This window comes from Burkholderia sp. SIMBA_062 (assembly GCF_046534765.1).
Classification (GTDB): Bacteria; Pseudomonadota; Gammaproteobacteria; order Burkholderiales; family Burkholderiaceae; genus Burkholderia; species Burkholderia ambifaria.
The window spans coordinates 46238-62501 of the sequence record NZ_JAWRYD010000040.1 but is presented as its reverse complement, the minus strand read 5'-3'; the positions used below and the strand labels follow the sequence as shown (position 1 = coordinate 62501).

The window sequence follows — 16264 nt, the reverse complement described above, 5'->3', positions numbered from 1 at the left end:
TCTTTTCTTCTTCATCGGCATATCCATGACTTTTACACCTCATGATATGCCCCGCCCACGAAATCACGGATAGGTCCATTCCAAGCGGCGTGCCGCCGTGCCAATGCAAAGAGATGCCTTTGCCTGATTTGATACAACCGGCTGCCCCAACATGCCTAGCGGCCGCTCTTCGCTATCGAGACGCCCGTCGGACCGGCGAACGATTGTCGACTGCGCTGCGAGTCGCTGCCGCAAGCATGATGTTCGTCTCGATGGCTGCGTGCAGCAAGTCCGAACCTACCTACACTAGCGTTTCAACGGAGGCCCTGAACTACCTGCCGTATAACCTGGTTCGATTCACGATCACTGATCAATTCGGCAACAAGGCACGTGGTGGCGGCGATCTGGAACCCGGCACCGGTGAAGGCAGCATCACCTGCTGTTACCTGCTGAAAGGAACCGAATTCAAGGTTCAGTGGATTTATTACGACGCGGACGATTGGCGGCCGGGAGAGCAGGTAAAGAAGCAGCAGGGAGAGACGAGCGTGTCGTTGCCGCCGGCCGTGGTGCCCGATTCAATCGGTTCACGCATTCTCGAAGTGCATTTCTATCCGGACCGCCATGTCGAACTGTCCTTTCCTGGCCAGATATTGGGAAGTACGCGATTGCCGATCGTGGACGTGTCACGCGACCTGACGAAACGTTACGCAAGCCGGCTGGAAAAGAGGTATGAGGACAATGACGCGCAGCTGCACCGTCGCATTTCGAGAGTTGTCGCGCAAGCGTGGCTCAAGTACCGCTTTACCAACCGCAGTGATCTCGAGCAATACGCATATTACGTGCTGCTGGTGAATCCACGGTTCGATGCGCACCCCGAGGTGCACAAGCTGATCGAGTCGTGCAAAGGGAAGCCGGGAGCATTCGCGAAGGCGGTTGCAACCCTGCCCCCTGCTGTTACGAAGGAGCTCGGGACCGACCGGTTTCAAGCAGTTTCGGTGCCGCCGATTGCGACAGGGCTATTGCCACCATCACGAGAGGAGAATGGGCACGGCCGGACCTAATGATCGAAACGCAATTCGGCTCGATCAGGATCGATGCGGCACCACAGACCGTTCGTATTGCAGTCGACAAGATGACTGCCGCGAATTATCCGGAGCCAACTGCCTTACGTGGGAGCAACCATCCGCATCGGCGGGAAGCGCATGTCTCCGACACACTAAGACATGCGCGCTCGTCCGCATCACCGGTTCAATGAACGGGGGGCGTTGCGCCGCCCTTGTATCCCCGCGCCCATTCCTGACTCTGTTTGGCTGCCTGTTCGATGCGCGCCGCTGCGAGATCATCTTTCTTGCGCTGCTGCGCTTCCTTTGCGAGATTGCTCGCCCCGAACGTATCCTTGGCGCGCGTCCGGAAGTATAGCGACGGTGCCAGCACGTGATCCTGCCAGCTCGTCAACAACGTATCGTGGACCAGCATGTCAAATAGCACCATCACGTCTGGCGCAAGCGGATGCTTGCCTTCGATACCTTCCTTCCAGGCCGACACGAGCTCCATTTCAGCTTCTGGCAGCATGGCCGCCTCAACCGCGGCCGCGCTGGACTTGTTATCGGAATCCCACGTTTCCGGCAGATTTCGAATGCGCTCCGCGGCTTGCTTCAGACCGTCCTGGTATGGCGCGCGACGCAGCTTCTTTGCCGCTTCTTTCTCAAGCCGCTCCCAGATCGTCGAGTAATCCTTCGGCGCTTCCGCGACTAGCTGCTCATAGCGTTTTTGCGCCGCGTCGCTCGCAGCCTTCATCCCCCGCAGCTTCTCCTGATCCGCCTGGCTGCGACTGGCCACCATGCTCATGTTGATGCCTTGTCGCTGCAGTTCCCAGTCGAGCTGCGACTTCGTCGTCTTGCGCTGCAGGTCGGCGTCGGCCGTGTTGCGCTTCCAGTCGGCAACCGGATCCGAGATCGTGCGACGGAATTCCGGGTCCATGTAACGAGCAGCAATCCAGCGCATGAATACCTTGGCGTGCGGAACGAAGTCGGCACCAGGTTTGCGAGGCACGAGCGCGTAGTACGCGTCGACCAGTTGCTTGATGCGGTATTGCTTGCCGTCCACGTTGATCGGTTGTGCGATCGTGAATTTCCGGAAGGTGTCCGGCTTCTTGTCCCGCAAGTCCTCCATCGTATCCATGACGGCACCCGCCTTCAATGCTTCCAGCAGCATGTCTCGCAGAGGAATCCGCATCAACTCGGCGTTGAAACCCAGCGAACCCGTGGGCGCGCCGCCTACGACATCGCAACTCGTACCCGGATAAAGGAATTGCTCGCCACGGGTCTTCTCGAGACTGTCGAGACGCTGATAAAAGCGCATCTCGTGCGCCGCGGCGAAATGAACACAGCGCTGCACACTGGCCGGTATTCCGAGTGCTCGATCCTTGTAGCTGGTTTTGATCATTCCCAGATACGGCACCATGCCGATCAGTTCGCCCGTCTCTTCCGACATGGCAGACGAAACGGCATCGAGCAGTCCGACAAACTTGATCTGAATCGATACGCCGTCAATTGCGAGATCCATGTCGTCCCTGCGCTTGTATTTCTCCGCCAGATCGTTGATGAACGCACGCGCGAGCACGCATCCCCGGTCGGCGCCGAACACCGATACCTCAATGGCCCGAACTTTCGGCATCTGTTTCTTGACCGCGTGGTACGCAGCCTCGAACTGGTCTTTGGCTGCGATCAACCGCGTATCGACACCCGTGCCGAAAGCCTTCGCCATGACGGAATTGTCACGCACGATCGGCGCGTTCTCCATCGCTATACCGACAAAAAGACTGCGCGCAACCGCCCAGCCCGCCTTCATCGGGGCGCCTTTAACGTTGCTCTTGAAATCGTTCTTCGCGTTGCGCCACAGCAGCGTTCCGGTAGCCTTGGTGCGTTCCCAATATCGCTCAGGCGACGCATTCAGCACATTCATGACGCGCCGCGCCTGAGCGGGAAGCCGTTCGATATCCTTCCGAAGATCCTGAAATGCCTTATCGATTGGCCGAAGCGAAAAATCCCCCGCGAGAAAACCCTCGATGAACTGCTTCTTTACGTCGTCGACGCGCTTTTTCACGCTGGCCTGTTTGAGAGGCGTATTGACGCGCGTGAAAGACTTGGCGACCGCCTGCGCCCCGCTCATCGCCTTCTTGCCGCCCATCTTGGCCGCGGCTATGCCCGCATTGATCCACTCATTGGCCTTGGCCGACTCGTTGAGCGGAGTACCGAGACCAGAATAATAGAAACGGAACCAGAACTGATTGACTGGCCGATGCCTGTCGTCGTTGTCCCGGTGTGCTTCCCACAAACGGCAGATGTTCGAGTATTGCGAGCTCGACTTGTCATCGATATCGCGATTTCTGCCAAATGCATCGAAGAAAAATCCCATGCGAATCGTCGCGCCGCATGGCAGACAATCCCCTTTCGGATACATGTTCGCGTCTTGGCAGACGAGCTGCATGTACGCGGACATCGGCGTCGCGTCATCCGGATCGAGCTTGATTCTCTCAGCCATGCTGCTTCTCCTCTGCGCGCGGAGGCGGCATCAGGCCCTCGGGAATCGTCGGTACGTTCACCGACTTGAACTTGCCGCTCGCCAGTTCGGACAACACGTTCTTCGGCAGCGCTTGCACCGCCTTGGCGAACGCACCAGGCCTTCCGGCCGCTGCCCGCAGGATCCGCTGCACCTCCGGATGCGCGTCGAATCGACTGTTCACGAGCAAACTGAAATACGCGTACTGCTCGAGGTCATTCCGGTCGGTCAACCGGTATTTCAGCCACGCGGCCGCTACGGCCCGCGCAATGCGCCGATGCGACTGTCCATCCGTATCGTCGAATTTCTTGTCTAGTTGCTCCTGATAATGCGTCGCCATCCACCTGGAAACATCCACGACTGGAATTCGCGATTCGTCCAGAAGTTGCCCGGGGAACTGAAACTCGACGTGACGATCCGGATAGAAATGAACCTCAAGAATACGGCTGCCGACTTTCTCGGGAACGGCCGACGGCGGCATTACCACTTTGGTCTCGACTTGCTGCGCATGCGAGTCGTCCATCGTCCATCGATCTGCATCGTAGTACTTCCACTTGACCGTAAATTCCGTGCCCTTGAGCTTGTAACAACACGCGACGCTGCCGCCGCCTGCGCCGGGCGGGTCGTCTCCACCACCGCTTGCCTTGTTGCCATAAGCATCAGCGATGATGAAGCCGTTCATGTTGTACGGCAGATAGTTCCGGCCCATGACGGAAATTCCGCTGTAGTTCGGCTCGGATTTACCGCAAGCCGTCACGGCTGCGAACAACAGGCAAGTCGCCAGAACATGACCCGCCGTACGTGCCAGCTTCGTTCGTCTATGCATCGAAGTTTTCCCTTCTGAGTGACATCTTGCATGCCGTTCCATGGCGAGCAAGTGCCTGCTTTGCATTTGTGATCGACCGTCTTCGCGAACTCCCGAAGGCCGTCCGGTACGCGATGCCGACGGGCACCTGCCTGCGATCCCGATCGAACGCACCCGACTCAGCCATCTCGTACCTCCTGCACCCGATACGCATCGGTAATGGTGATCCGGGCCATCATGGGAATCCCGCTATAGGTCGGCTCCGACTCGCCACACGCGTTCGAGCTCAAAGCCACCGCAGGCAGCCCAGCCACCAGCACGGACCTACGCCACAGCACTACGCGCCTCCGGCATCCCACGCTCGTGCGCATCGCGAATCGCATCCCAGGTCGCATCGTCGATGGACGCCAGCGCCGCCTCGACGCTAGTTTCTCCGCGCGCCACGGCTTCGAGACGCGACTGTACGGCCGGATGCTCGTCGAACTGCGGCGCAACCTGCACGCCAGTCACGACATAGCAGAGCAGCCCGACCTCGTCGCCGATCCCGTGCGCCGCCGCGCGTTCGAGCTGCTCGACAACCACGTCATGCAGTTCCGCATCGGACAGATGATCGACGACCGCCGCCATCGTCTCCCGAAACTTCAGCACGAGCTTGTCCGGATACCCGAGCTCGATCAGCTGCGCATGTTGCCGCTCGCTGAGGCCCGGCGCGTCGCCCGGCGACATCGCGCCTTCGACCGCTGGCGTTTCGTTGCGCCATACGACCTCGCCAAGCCGCCGGTCGCGATACCGGATCTCGGCGAAAGGCGCGACAAACTGCTGCGCCTGCGTGTCGCTCCACACCTGCCGAAGCCGTGCGAATACATGGTTGTCGAAGAAAAACAGGTAGTACGCGCGACCGTTCGGCAGCACGTACTTCACGTACTGGCGCAAAAGCGCATCGAGCGCGTCGAACGACCACGCCGAACACAACCACGTCACCGCATGCAGATCGACAGCCTCCAGCCACAGCTGGCGCAGCAGTCGATGCTGCTCGGCATCCTCGTCGTCGAGCGCCTGACGGTCGAACGCGATCAGGTACGGCGCGATATCCGTATAGGCATCGAGCCCGGTATCGGTCCAGAGCGATGCATGGCGCAGGTCGCGCATGGCTGAGAGCTGCGTGTCCAGTTCCTGATACCCGCGCGTATCGACGAGCACATAAAGCCGCATCGCCCTACCGTCGTCGGCCTTGCGCTCAAGCGAGGCCTTCAGCGTCTCAAGAAACGCGGGCCACTCTGGCTCACGCGGATTCGGCGCTTCGTCGACTACCTCGCCCACGTCGCCCATATCGGTGACTTCGTCCATCAATCCGCCTCGACCATCGATTCACGACCGCTATGCGCATTCAGTACGCATTGCTTGCACGTGCCGCCCGGCATCGCGGGCAGCGGATACTGCATGCTCGCCGGACCGCTGAACTGGTGCTGGCCCCCCTTGAAATCAATCTTCCCCGGCGCGTGAATCTCGATGTTGCCGCCCCTGATCCGGATATACGCGCCGCCGGACGTCAGCAGGATCTCCTGCTTCGCGGCCACGTCGACGGCCTCGGTCGCCGCCATCATCTTCACGGTTTTCTGCGCGGTAAGTTCGATGTTGTCCGCGTGCGCCTGGACCTCGACGTTGCCCTTCGCGGCGAATAGCTTCATCCCCGCGTTCTGCGCGAACAGGCTGATGCGATCCCGGATGCCGGCGATCAGCGACTTCCCGCCGGTGATGAACGTGCTTTCCCCGCTGACGATATTGGTCTGCCGATCGCTCGCCAGATGGACCGACTGTTGCGACGCCACCCCGATCCCCGCCGGGCTCGCGAACAGCATCACCGGTTCCTTGAAAGCATTCGCATTCCCCGTCCCGCCACCGCCGGTCCTGCCGCCGCCCGCCGTCGCGCCCGGCACGCTGCTCTGCGTCACATCGGCGAACTGCTTCAACGCGTCGTGACCGGTGCCGAGACTCTCCGCCTGGTGCATCTCGCTGACCTGCGACATCGACTCGATCAGCCCCTCGGCGTTGGTAAGCTGCTGCTTCGCTTCGCTCACGTCGAGCGGCTGGCTGTTCGCCTGCTTGGGATGCGTCGTCACGTACAAACCCTGCCCGGCACGCATCGCGCCGTACGCGTCGGTGCGCAGATCGAAACCCGAGCCGAGATATGCGCCGCGCGTATTGCCGTTCTGATCGATCAGATAGCCGAGATGAAGTAGTGAATTCGCGCTGCTGCTGAACAGCCGCGCGCGGTTCTGCCCGGTCGCGTCGTCGAGCACCATCTCGTTATGCCCCGATCCCGCATACTCCTTCGAGCGGAAGCCCGACAGGATCCCGTCACTATGCCATTGCGGCTTGACGGCCCCGTTGTAGACGCGGTGCATCACGATCGGCCGGTCGCAGTCGCCGCCGAGGTAGCCGATCAGCACTTCCTCGCCAACGCGCGGAATATGAACGGCGCCGTAACCGCCACCGGTATCGGACTGCACGACGCGCATCCAGCACGATGCATTCTCGCGCCCTTCGCTCTGCCGGTCCCAGACGAACATGACCTTGATCCGGTTCAGCTCGTCCGTGTAGACCTCCTCCCCCTTCGGGCCGACGACGACGGCCGTCTCGAGTTGCATCGCGGGCTTGCGGTGCTCGAAGGGGCTCCGATACGGCACGCTCGCGCGCTGCGCCTCGACCTCGACGAGATAAAACCCGGCGGAGCCGTCGTCGTGTCCGACCTCGAACGCAGCCGCGTCCACATGACCGCCCTTCACCCGCGCCAGCTCGTCCTGCAGGCTATGCGGGAAGTTCGCTTCGTGGTCCGAGATCGGTAGATTGTTCTCGATGTATCGCGCGACGCCGATGGCCGCGAACTCGCGATCGCCGGCCGAATCACGGTCGTGCTCGGGATGACCGGTCAGCGTGAAGTGCCGGCCAGCATCGATCGCGCGCATGCCGCCCACGCCGAAGAAGCGCTTCGCGCGCGACTCCCACTCCTCGAGGCGAATCGTCGACAGATGTTCGCCGCGCTCGTGGCCCGGATACGTATAGGCGCCGGTGTATTCATAGATTTCCGCCTGGCCCGGCAGGTCGCCCTGGCCGGCCTTGGTCGGCAGCGTCGTGCCGTTCGGACTGCCCGCCGACGACGGCGATTTGTAGTCGAACGTGCGCGTCGTGTGTTGCGTGCTTTGCAACGTCCGCGACGCGGCCCATTGCGTGAAACCGGCGGTTTCGGTGCCCGTGCCCGACCGGTCGAACGTGACGGCATTCGGCGACAGCGCGTCGATCGCATGCAGGTCATCAGTGATGACGAGCGCGTGCGCCTTGCCGTCTTCGCTGTGCCGCCAGAAACCGAACAGCCCTTCGTCCTCCATCAACCGGTGCACGAAATTCCAGTCGGTTTCGCTCTGGCGGCAGTACGACCGGGACGGCAACGGCTTCGATAGCGCGAACTGATATTGGCCCTTGGCCTGCGGATGGCTGTCGAACACATCGGCGAGGATCGCATCGACCGGCTCGTCCTGCCAGTACCGCATGTCGCTGCGGAACTTGAGAAAGTGCATCCACGACGCGAAGCGGAGCTGGTAACTCGACAGGCCGCCATCCGCGCCGAGCCGGCGCGCCGTATGGATATAGCCGTTGATCGGCAGATACGACTTGTCGGCCTGCTGGATCCACAGCGTGATCGGCTGCGCGATGAGCGTCTTGAGCTCGATGTCGCTCGCGGCGGATACCAGGTCGAGCACAACCCCGAAGTCGCGGCCAAGCTCGGAACGCGTCACCGCGCGGCGCGGCACGAGCGCATTGTTCGGCAGCGACGGGATATCCGTCTTCAGCAGGCGGTCCTGCTGAATCAGGCCGCCGCGAATCGCCTGTGCCAGTTCGGTCACGTTCATGCGTCACCCTTTCTTCTCGTTCATCGCGAGCCTGCCGGGCCCGCGCTCTCAGGTCTCAAAGCCGTCGTTCAAGACCGCCTCACGACTGCTCATCGGGCCTCACCCCCAGCAGCTCGCGGATATGCGACAGCGATCCGTCGTCCTTCACGACGCTCTCGAGCCACTTGTGCAGCGGCATGTCGGCCCATTCGGCGGCCTTGTCCGCGAGATACGCGACCGGGCTGTGCGGCTCGGTCTGCCGGAAGTAACGCGCGACGGCGCGCAACTGGTCGACGGCCTGCGCGCGGTTCTGGATGCCGGCAATCATTTGCGTCATCGGCGGACGCGGAGCGGTCTGCGACTGCACATGGGTCTCCTGAGTGGGGAACGCATCGCCGAAGCTCGGCTCGAGGCGCTCGGGCTGCGCCTGCTGTGCCGACGGCGCATGCGGCGCGCTGCCCGTATAGCCCTGCTCGCGCGCAAAGCGCTCGGCGAGCCGGTACACGGTCTCGAACGCGTCGCGCGCCTGCCGGAAGCTCGGCGCCGAATCGCCCGCACGTTCGACGAGCCGCTCCTCGAACGCGTCGAGCGAAAACTCGAACGCCTTCAGATTGGCGAGCAGCGTCGTGTAGAACGCGATCGGTGTCACGCGTCGCGACGCATCGACCTGCTCGACCGACGGTTTGCCGCGCGCGATGTCGTCCGCGTGATCGGGGTCGCGCTTCACGGCCTGCGCCACATGCTGCGCGACTTCCCAGTCAAGCGTGGTGAACGCGTTCGACGCGCCTTCCGTCACGGGAATGCCGCGCAGCAACTCGGCCGTGCGGCCGGACAGCCACGCGACGTTGCCGAGCCGGTATTCAACGTCGTCGCCTTCGGGCAGCGGATGCACGGTGTCCCAATAGTCGCGGCACAGGCCTTCCAGCAGCGCATAGCCTTCGGTGAGGCCGGTGATGCCGTCCTCCAGCGCGAGCGCCTCGGTCAGCCACACGGCGAGCCGCAGGTCCTTGGTGCGCGTGCGCAGCAGCTCGCCCGCGTGATCGACGACGAAGCCCCAGTCGGCCTCCTTGATCTCGGTCACCCACTCGCCCTGGTCGAGCGTCGGATCGTCATAGCGCCGCGCGTCCTGGATCGCGTCGAATTCGTTCGAGAACAGCAGGTCGTCACCGCTGGGCGACGCATCGCTGATCGGCGTCAGCAGCTCGGGAAGATTGATCGGCATGGTTCGGTCAGTTCATCAATGCGTGTTGCGCGGCCGTGCTCATTCGACGGTGTACGCGAATTCGCCGGCCTCGTCCGCGCGCACCGCGATGCGCGCGATGGCCGCGCCGTCGGCGATCCGGCCGAGCACGTGGCCCGCGATCTCCGGCAGCAGCGTGCCGTTCAGGATGTGATCGACGTTGCGGGCGCCCGAGTCGACCTCGGTGCAACGCGCGAGCACCGCATCGACGAGCGATTCGTCCCACTCGAATGCGGCCTTGTGGTTCGCGTCGATGCGGCGGCGGATCCGTTCGAGCTTCAGCTCGATGATCTCGGCCAGCACGTCGTCGGAAATCGGGTAGTACGGCACGACCTTCATCCGGCCGAGGAACGCGGGCTTGAACGTCTTGTACAGCTGCGGACGCAGCGCCTCGGCGAGCGCGTCCGGCTCGGGCAGCTCCTCGGCCGGCTTGTTCAGGCACGCCTGCATCACCGCGGCCGACCCGACGTTCGACGTCAGGATGATGAGCGTGTTGCGGAAGTCGATCTCGCGCCCTTCAGCGTCGTCCATCGTGCCCTTGTCGAACACCTGGAAGAACATTTCGAGCACGTCCGGGTGCGCCTTCTCGACCTCGTCGAGCAGCACGACGGAATACGGGTTGCGACGCACGGCCTCGGTCAGCACGCCGCCCTCGCCGTAGCCGACGTAGCCCGGCGGCGAACCCTTCAGGCCCGACACGCTGTGCGCTTCCTGGTATTCGCTCATGTTGATCGTGACCATCTTGCGCTCGCCGCCGTACAGGATGTCGGCCAGCGCGAGCGCCGTCTCGGTCTTGCCGACGCCCGACGGCCCGACGAACATGAACACGCCGCGCGGCTTGTTCGGATCCTCGAGGTTCGCGGTCGCCGTGCGCACGCGCTGCGCGATCGCGTCGAGCGCATGGTCCTGGCCGATCACGCGCGCGCTCAGCAGCGGCTGCAGGTTCAGCACGGTGTCGATCTCGTCCTTCACCATGCGGCCGAGCGGAATGCCGGTCCACGCGGCGACGATCTCGGCGACGACGTGGCCGTCCACCTGCAACGGCACCATCGGCTCGCCGCCCTGCAGCGCGTGCAGCGCCGCGACGCGTTCGGCCAGCTTCTCGCGGGTGGCCGGCACGTCGACCGGCTCGCCGTCTTCCGACGGGCCGCGCGCCTTGTCGAGCGTGTCGCGCAGTTCGGTGATCTCGGCGACGATCACGCGCTCGGCTTCATAACGCGCCTCGTCCTCGGTCAATTGCGCGAGCGCCGTGTCGCGCGCGCCGCGCAGCTCGCCGAGCCGCTCGTCGTGCGACGCACCGCCCGCCGATTCGCGCTCCAGCGATGCGATTTCCGCATCGATGCGCTCGATGCGCTTCTTCGTGTCGTCGATCGCCGCCGGCGTCGCGCTGTGCGCGAGCGCGACCTTCGCGCACGCGGTGTCGAGCACGCTGATCGCCTTGTCCGGCAGCTGGCGGCCGCTGATGTAGCGATGCGACAGGCGCACGGCCTCGGTGATCGCGTCGTCGAGAATCCGCACGTTGAAGTGCTTCTCCATCAGCCCGGACATCCCGCGCAGCATCGCGGCCGCGAGCGGCTCGCTCGGCTCCTCGACCTTCACGACCTGGAAACGCCGCGCAAGCGCCGCATCCTTCTCGAAGTACTTCTTGTATTCGCTCCACGTCGTCGCGGCAATCGTGCGCAGCTCGCCGCGCGCGAGCGCCGGCTTCAGCAGGTTCGCCGCGTCGTTCTGGCCGGCCTGGCCGCCCGCGCCGATGATCGTGTGTGCCTCGTCGATGAACAGGATGATCGGGTGCGCGCTCTTCTTCACCTCGTCGATCACGCTCTTCAGACGGTTCTCGAACTCGCCCTTCACGCTCGCGCCGGCCTGCAGCAGCCCCATGTCGAGCACGTGCAGCGCGACGCCGCGCAACGGCGGCGGCACGTCGTCGGCCGCGATCCGCAGCGCGAGCCCTTCGACGACCGCCGTTTTGCCGACGCCGGCCTCGCCGGTCATGATCGGGTTGTTCTGGCGGCGGCGCATCAGGATGTCGATCGCCTGGCGGATCTCCGCTTCGCGGCCGATCACCGGGTCGATCTTGCCGTCGCGCGCACGCTGCGTGAGGTTGGTCGTGTACGTGTCGAGCGCGGGCGTCTTCGACGGGCCGGCCGCCAGCGCGGCGCCGTCGGTGGCCGACGCGACGTCGCCGTCTTCCGTATCCGGCTGGCGCGGCTCGGCCTCGCTCGAGCCGCCCATGATCTCGTCGAACTTGTGCTTCAGGTCCGTCACGTTCATTTCCGCGAACTGCGACGACATGCGCTGCGCGAACTGCGCGAGATCGGGCGCGGTCAGCAGCGCGAGCAGCAGGTGCCCCGAGCGAATGCGACCGAGCTGCGAATCGAGCGACGCGATCAGCCACGCCTGCTCGAACAGCGCGATCAGATGCACGGAGAACACCGGCGTGCGCGTGTTGCCCGTCTTCAGCCGTGTGAGTTCGCGCTCGAGATCGGCACGCAGCGCATGCGGATCGACGCGGCTCGCGCGCAGTGCGAGCGGCAGGTCGCCCGTCGCTTCGTCGAGCAGCGCGAGAAACAGATGCTCCAGATCGACCTCGTAATGGCCGCGCGCCAGGCACGCGCTCGCCGCACGCTCGGTCGCGTGCCGGCACAGCGGATTCAGTTTCGTGATCAGGGTCTTCAGAGGCGTGCTCATGGCGTCGATCTCAGGTTCGATTGGTGTTTATTGTCGTTTGGAATCAGTGAATCACGTGCAGTTCGTAGCGGGCGTCCGAGCGGTCGTGAAGCGCGTCGCGCGTGCAGAGGAACGCGTCCCAGCCGAGCCGCGAGCCCGCGCCGAGCACGCTCGCGCCCACCTCGGTGCGCTTGAGCACGAGCTTCACCTCGTATTCGAGCGTGACGCCGGCGAGCAGCGTCAGCATCCGTTCGAGCGCGACGGCGTGCGCGCCGCCGGGCAGGAATGCCTCGTAGTCGCGCTTGGACAGCGGGCCGACGACGATCCGCGCGCGCATGTCGCGCTGCCACACACGTTCGCCCACGAGCGCCGTCGCGCCCAGCACCGCGTTGACCTCGCCGAGCACGCTCAACTGGTCGGGCGGCACGTCGTACCATTTGCCGACGAACTGGTCGATCTTCACCGGCACGCGGAAGTAGTCGGACAGCGCGCGCTGCAGGTACGCGGCCGACATCGGCCGGTGCCGCGCGGCGAGCGCGTAACCGGCGACGGCCTCGTCGAGCACGCCGCCCGCGCCGGCCGCGAGGCTGTCGCGGATCTCGTCGCTCGGCACGCCGGCGATCGCGAGCAGCAACGGCAGGTAGCGCTCGTCGCGATCGAGTTCGTAATGGAACGGCAGCCGGTATTTCTTCCACGCCGCGTAGAACAGCGCGGTCGCGCGGTTCGAGAACACGTCGAAGAAGGCGCGTGCCGCGTGGTCGCGCTTCAGGTGCTCGCGCGCGACGATCTGCTCGGTGTAGTGCAGCGGCAGCGCGCCCTGAGCGCCGAGCAGCCCGAAGAACGCGGGCGTCAGCTCGACGTGACCGAGCTCACCGGCCGCGAGCGCGGCGTCGCGTTCATCCCCGGAATCGAGCAGCGCGCCGCCGTCGTGAAACGAGCGGGCGCCTTCGATCTCGCTCGGCGGAAAGCCGAGCGACAGCGTGTTGCGGAATTCGATGTGCTGCGCGACGACGTCGCCGTGCCGCCATGCGCCGGGCGCATCGGACGCCTGCCGCGCGAACAGTCCTTCGAGCACGCGCACCGCCTGGAAGAATTCGAAGCGGTGCGGCTCGTCCAGCAGCGCGTCGACTACGCCAGGATCGATTCGCCGGTTCGGGGCTTGCATCGGATGATCTCCTCGCCGGTGCGCTTCGACACCACGACTAGTTGAACGAAACTGTTGAGGTGGACATACAGCCCGAAGAAGCTGTCGAGCACGCGCACGAACGACGCGAGGCTCGCGCCGACGAAGTGCTCCTCGTCGATCGTCAGCCGGATCTCGATGCCGCGCACGAAGGTCGCGAACGGCTTGCCGGGCAGCCACTGCACGGCGCCGCGCTGCTCGACGCCGGCGAGGCCGTCGATCTGGCGCATCGACACGGCGGTGCGCCGCAGGTCGTACAGCGTCAGCATTTCCTTGAGCGGCGCGAGCCCGTGCGCGACCAGCGACACGTGGTTCAGCGCGAGGTGCGACACGAGCCGCCAGTGCGCGGCGCGGCCGCGCTCGAAACGCACGCTCTGGGTCGGGCGCCGCAGCAGCGAGATGCCGCTCGTCTGCGCGCCGCCTTCCTGGAACAGGTCGCCGCCTTCGAGGCCGAATGCGAGCATCGAAGGCAGGTCGCGGTTCGTGCAGGTGAGGTCGAGGCTCAGCGTGTCGGTCTGCGGCGACGTCGGCTCGAAGTCGATGTCGACGATCGAGATCTCCGTTTCGTATCCGGGGCTTTTCTGCGCGACCCAGTCGTTGCGGCGCGCGAACCAGTAATGACCGATCCGCGCCGATTCGCCGTGATGCAGCGAATAGAACGGCCGGAACTCGATCACCGATTCCTCGTGCGCCTGCTGCCGGACGAGCTTCACCGAATCGATCGAGTACACCTCGTACGCGAACGCGCGGCGCGCTTCGGCGATCACCGGGTACGACACCGCGCGGTGCGTGATGCGGATCGGCTCGCCGTGCTGGCGGAACAGGTTGACGATCGGCGTGCAGAACAGCCGGAAATGGCTGGCCGTCAGCAACTCGAGCAGCCGCGCGACGTGCGAATCGCTGCGCACGTCCTGCAGCACCAGATGCAGCGTCGCGCGCTGGCAGCGGCCCGACGCGCGCGCGATCGCCGCGACGTCGAAATCGACGAAATCGAACTTGTCGGGGAACGCGAAGTATTCGGTGAGCAGGCGATAGGCGGGGTGCGACTTCGCCGGGTAGTCGATCAGCGCGTCGTCCTCGTCGAAGCCGGCGTGCGCGATCGGCAGCTTGCGCAGCGCGGTCCAGCGGCCGTTGCGCTCAGGCTCGACATACGCGCCGAGCACGTTGACGAACAGGCAATCGGTCAGCGCGGCGACGAACGACTGTTCGCCGTGCAGGTGCGCACGCAGCGTGGGCAGCTTCAGCGCGCCGAGATCGAGCTGCGCGGCGAGCGATTCGAACGTGATCGAGATCACGCCCGTCGCGTTGGACGGCAGCACCGTCGCGCTCGGCGCGAGCGCGACCGGCATGTAGCGCGCTTCCGAAATGCGGATCGGCGCAAGCGTCACGTCGTACGCGGTGCGGAACCGGCACTGCACGCCGCGGATCGGACGGCTCTTCAGCTCGGTGCCGCGGTCGATCACGACCGGTTCGGTCTGCTGGCCCGGCGAAGCCGGCGTGAATTGCGCGATCGAGCACGACGGGAACGGCCGCAGGTAGTGCGGATACAGCACTTCCAGCAGCGCTTCGGTGAATTCCGGGTAGTCGTCGTCGAGCTTCTTGTTGATGCGCGCACCCAGCAGCGCGAACGACTCGATCATCCGCTCGACGTGCGGATCCTCGCAGTGCTCGCCGGACAATGCGAGCCGCGCGGCGATCTTCGGATAGCGTTCGGCGAAATCTCGCGAATAGCGCCGCAAAAACGATAATTCGCGCTCGTAATACGGCAGCAATTCTTCCATCGACGACCCCGAACCTCAATATTTCCTGCCGGACCCTGTTCCTCCACCGGGCGGTCCGGCCCGCTCGGCGGCTTGACTCACAGCATTCTTGCCGCGCGTGTGCGCGTGACCGAATACTGCAGCGTCGACGGCTGCAGCATCGCGTCGAAATTCACCGGCTCCTCGGCCGGATGCACGACGAGCAGCGCCTGGATCGCGAAGTAAAGCGCGTTGGTCGACTGTTCGTTCAGCTCGAACGTCACCTGCACCTGCTGCAACCGCGGCTCGTGGCGCGCAATGGCCTGCTGGATCGACTTGCAGATGAACGCGCGGTCGTAATGGCTCGCGAGGCTCAGCCCCGCGAAATCGTTCAGCCCGTAGGTCAGCACCGATTTCTGGCATTCCGGCAGCGCGGCCAGCTCGATTTCGGTGTGCGCGATACGGGTGTTGAGGATCGCCTCGACGTCGCGGGCGACCGTGTTCTTGAGCTCGTCCAGCGACAATTGCCGCATCGCTGCCGAGGCCGGCAGGTGCGGTTCGTCGTCGAACAGCTTGTCGAGAAAACTGGGTTCGAATCGTTTCATCAGCCGGCTCGCACAGCGAAAACGGCAACGGGGACGCGCGCGCCCCGTTGCCGCAACCGACCTTAGACCGCGTAGGTCTTGTCGTTCTTCGTCAGGCTCCAGGCGCCTTGCGTGTTGCCGCCCTGGTTGCCGCCGATCTTCTGCTGGGTTTGCTTCCACTGCACAGCTGCGTACTTCAGCGAGAACGTCTCGAGCGGCAGACCTTCTTCGCGAACGCTCGGGGCGATGCTCGAGATGATCACGTACTTGAGCTTGACTTCCAGATACTGCACGCGCTTGCCTTCGCCGTCAGCGCGCGAGAAATGGACCGTCACCTCGTCGAACGTGGTGCCGCCCGAAGCGTGTTGGTACAGCAGCGGGCTCGACGAATCGATTTCCTTCGTGAAAATCATGTCGCCGTGCTCGCAACGCGTCATCGTGTGACCGCCAGCGGTCGATGCGGTTGCCGAACGCGGTTGAACGATCGAGTGATCCCACGATTTCAACTCGATCCAGCCCTGGTGGTCCTTGTCCGCGGACTCGCCCTTCACCGCGGGACTACCAAACTGCAAGTGCATATGTAACATGGCCCTTCGACTCCCCAAAGAGGTGGTTT

11 protein-coding genes are annotated in these 16264 nt (G+C 64.1%); 1 reads left to right on the top strand and 10 read right to left on the bottom strand.

All coding sequences use genetic code 11. The features are described 5' to 3' along the window. Nucleotides 1-113 precede the first annotated feature (113 nt). Complete coding sequence (locus SB786_RS30900) at nt 114-1040, top strand: hypothetical protein (protein ID WP_410730770.1); 927 nt, start codon at nt 114-116, stop codon at nt 1038-1040. A gap of 187 nt (nt 1041-1227) precedes the next feature. Here SB786_RS30900 and SB786_RS30895 read toward each other — a convergent pair whose 3' ends face one another. From SB786_RS30895 to SB786_RS30850, 10 genes are all read right to left on the bottom strand, one after another. Then, nucleotides 1228-3522, bottom strand: coding sequence for a hypothetical protein (locus SB786_RS30895; protein WP_410730769.1), 2295 nt, complete (start codon nt 3520-3522; stop codon nt 1228-1230). Beyond that, nucleotides 3515-4366, bottom strand: a complete 852-nt coding sequence (locus tag SB786_RS30890; RefSeq protein WP_410730768.1) for a hypothetical protein — start codon at nt 4364-4366, stop codon at nt 3515-3517. The genes SB786_RS30895 and SB786_RS30890 overlap by 8 nt, the downstream gene beginning before the upstream one ends. A 303-nt stretch (nt 4367-4669) precedes the next feature. After that, nucleotides 4670-5692 carry a DUF4123 domain-containing protein gene (locus SB786_RS30885; RefSeq protein WP_410730767.1) on the bottom strand — a complete coding sequence of 341 codons (1023 nt, stop codon included), beginning with the start codon at nt 5690-5692 and terminating at the stop codon, nt 4670-4672. Next, nucleotides 5692-8253, bottom strand: a complete 2562-nt coding sequence (locus SB786_RS30880) for a type VI secretion system Vgr family protein (RefSeq protein WP_410730766.1) — start codon at nt 8251-8253, stop codon at nt 5692-5694. The genes SB786_RS30885 and SB786_RS30880 overlap by 1 nt, the downstream gene beginning before the upstream one ends. A gap of 79 nt (nt 8254-8332) precedes the next feature. Then, a complete protein-coding gene (tssA, locus tag SB786_RS30875) occupies nt 8333-9454 on the bottom strand; it encodes a type VI secretion system protein TssA (protein ID WP_410730765.1) in 1122 nt (373 codons plus the stop codon). A 39-nt stretch (nt 9455-9493) separates the two neighbouring features. Beyond that, nucleotides 9494-12163, bottom strand: coding sequence for a type VI secretion system ATPase TssH (gene tssH / locus SB786_RS30870; RefSeq protein WP_410730764.1), 2670 nt, complete (start codon nt 12161-12163; stop codon nt 9494-9496). Nucleotides 12164-12206: 43 nt separating this feature from the next. After that, nucleotides 12207-13307 (bottom strand): type VI secretion system baseplate subunit TssG, encoded by a 1101-nt coding sequence (gene tssG / locus SB786_RS30865; protein ID WP_410730763.1) that lies wholly within the window; start codon nt 13305-13307, stop codon nt 12207-12209. Further along, nucleotides 13271-15106 carry a type VI secretion system baseplate subunit TssF gene (gene tssF, locus SB786_RS30860; RefSeq protein WP_011655824.1) on the bottom strand — a complete coding sequence of 612 codons (1836 nt, stop codon included), beginning with the start codon at nt 15104-15106 and terminating at the stop codon, nt 13271-13273. Before tssF ends, tssG begins: the two co-directional genes overlap by 37 nt. A 77-nt stretch (nt 15107-15183) precedes the next feature. Further along, nucleotides 15184-15669 (bottom strand): type VI secretion system baseplate subunit TssE, encoded by a 486-nt coding sequence (gene tssE / locus SB786_RS30855; protein ID WP_410730762.1) that lies wholly within the window; start codon nt 15667-15669, stop codon nt 15184-15186. 62 nt (nt 15670-15731) lie between these two features. Further along, the gene (locus SB786_RS30850; protein ID WP_006477093.1) at nt 15732-16235 is read right to left on the bottom strand and encodes an Hcp family type VI secretion system effector; all 504 of its coding nucleotides are present in this window, start codon (nt 16233-16235) and stop codon (nt 15732-15734) included. Between the last annotated feature and the right edge of the window lie 29 nt (nt 16236-16264).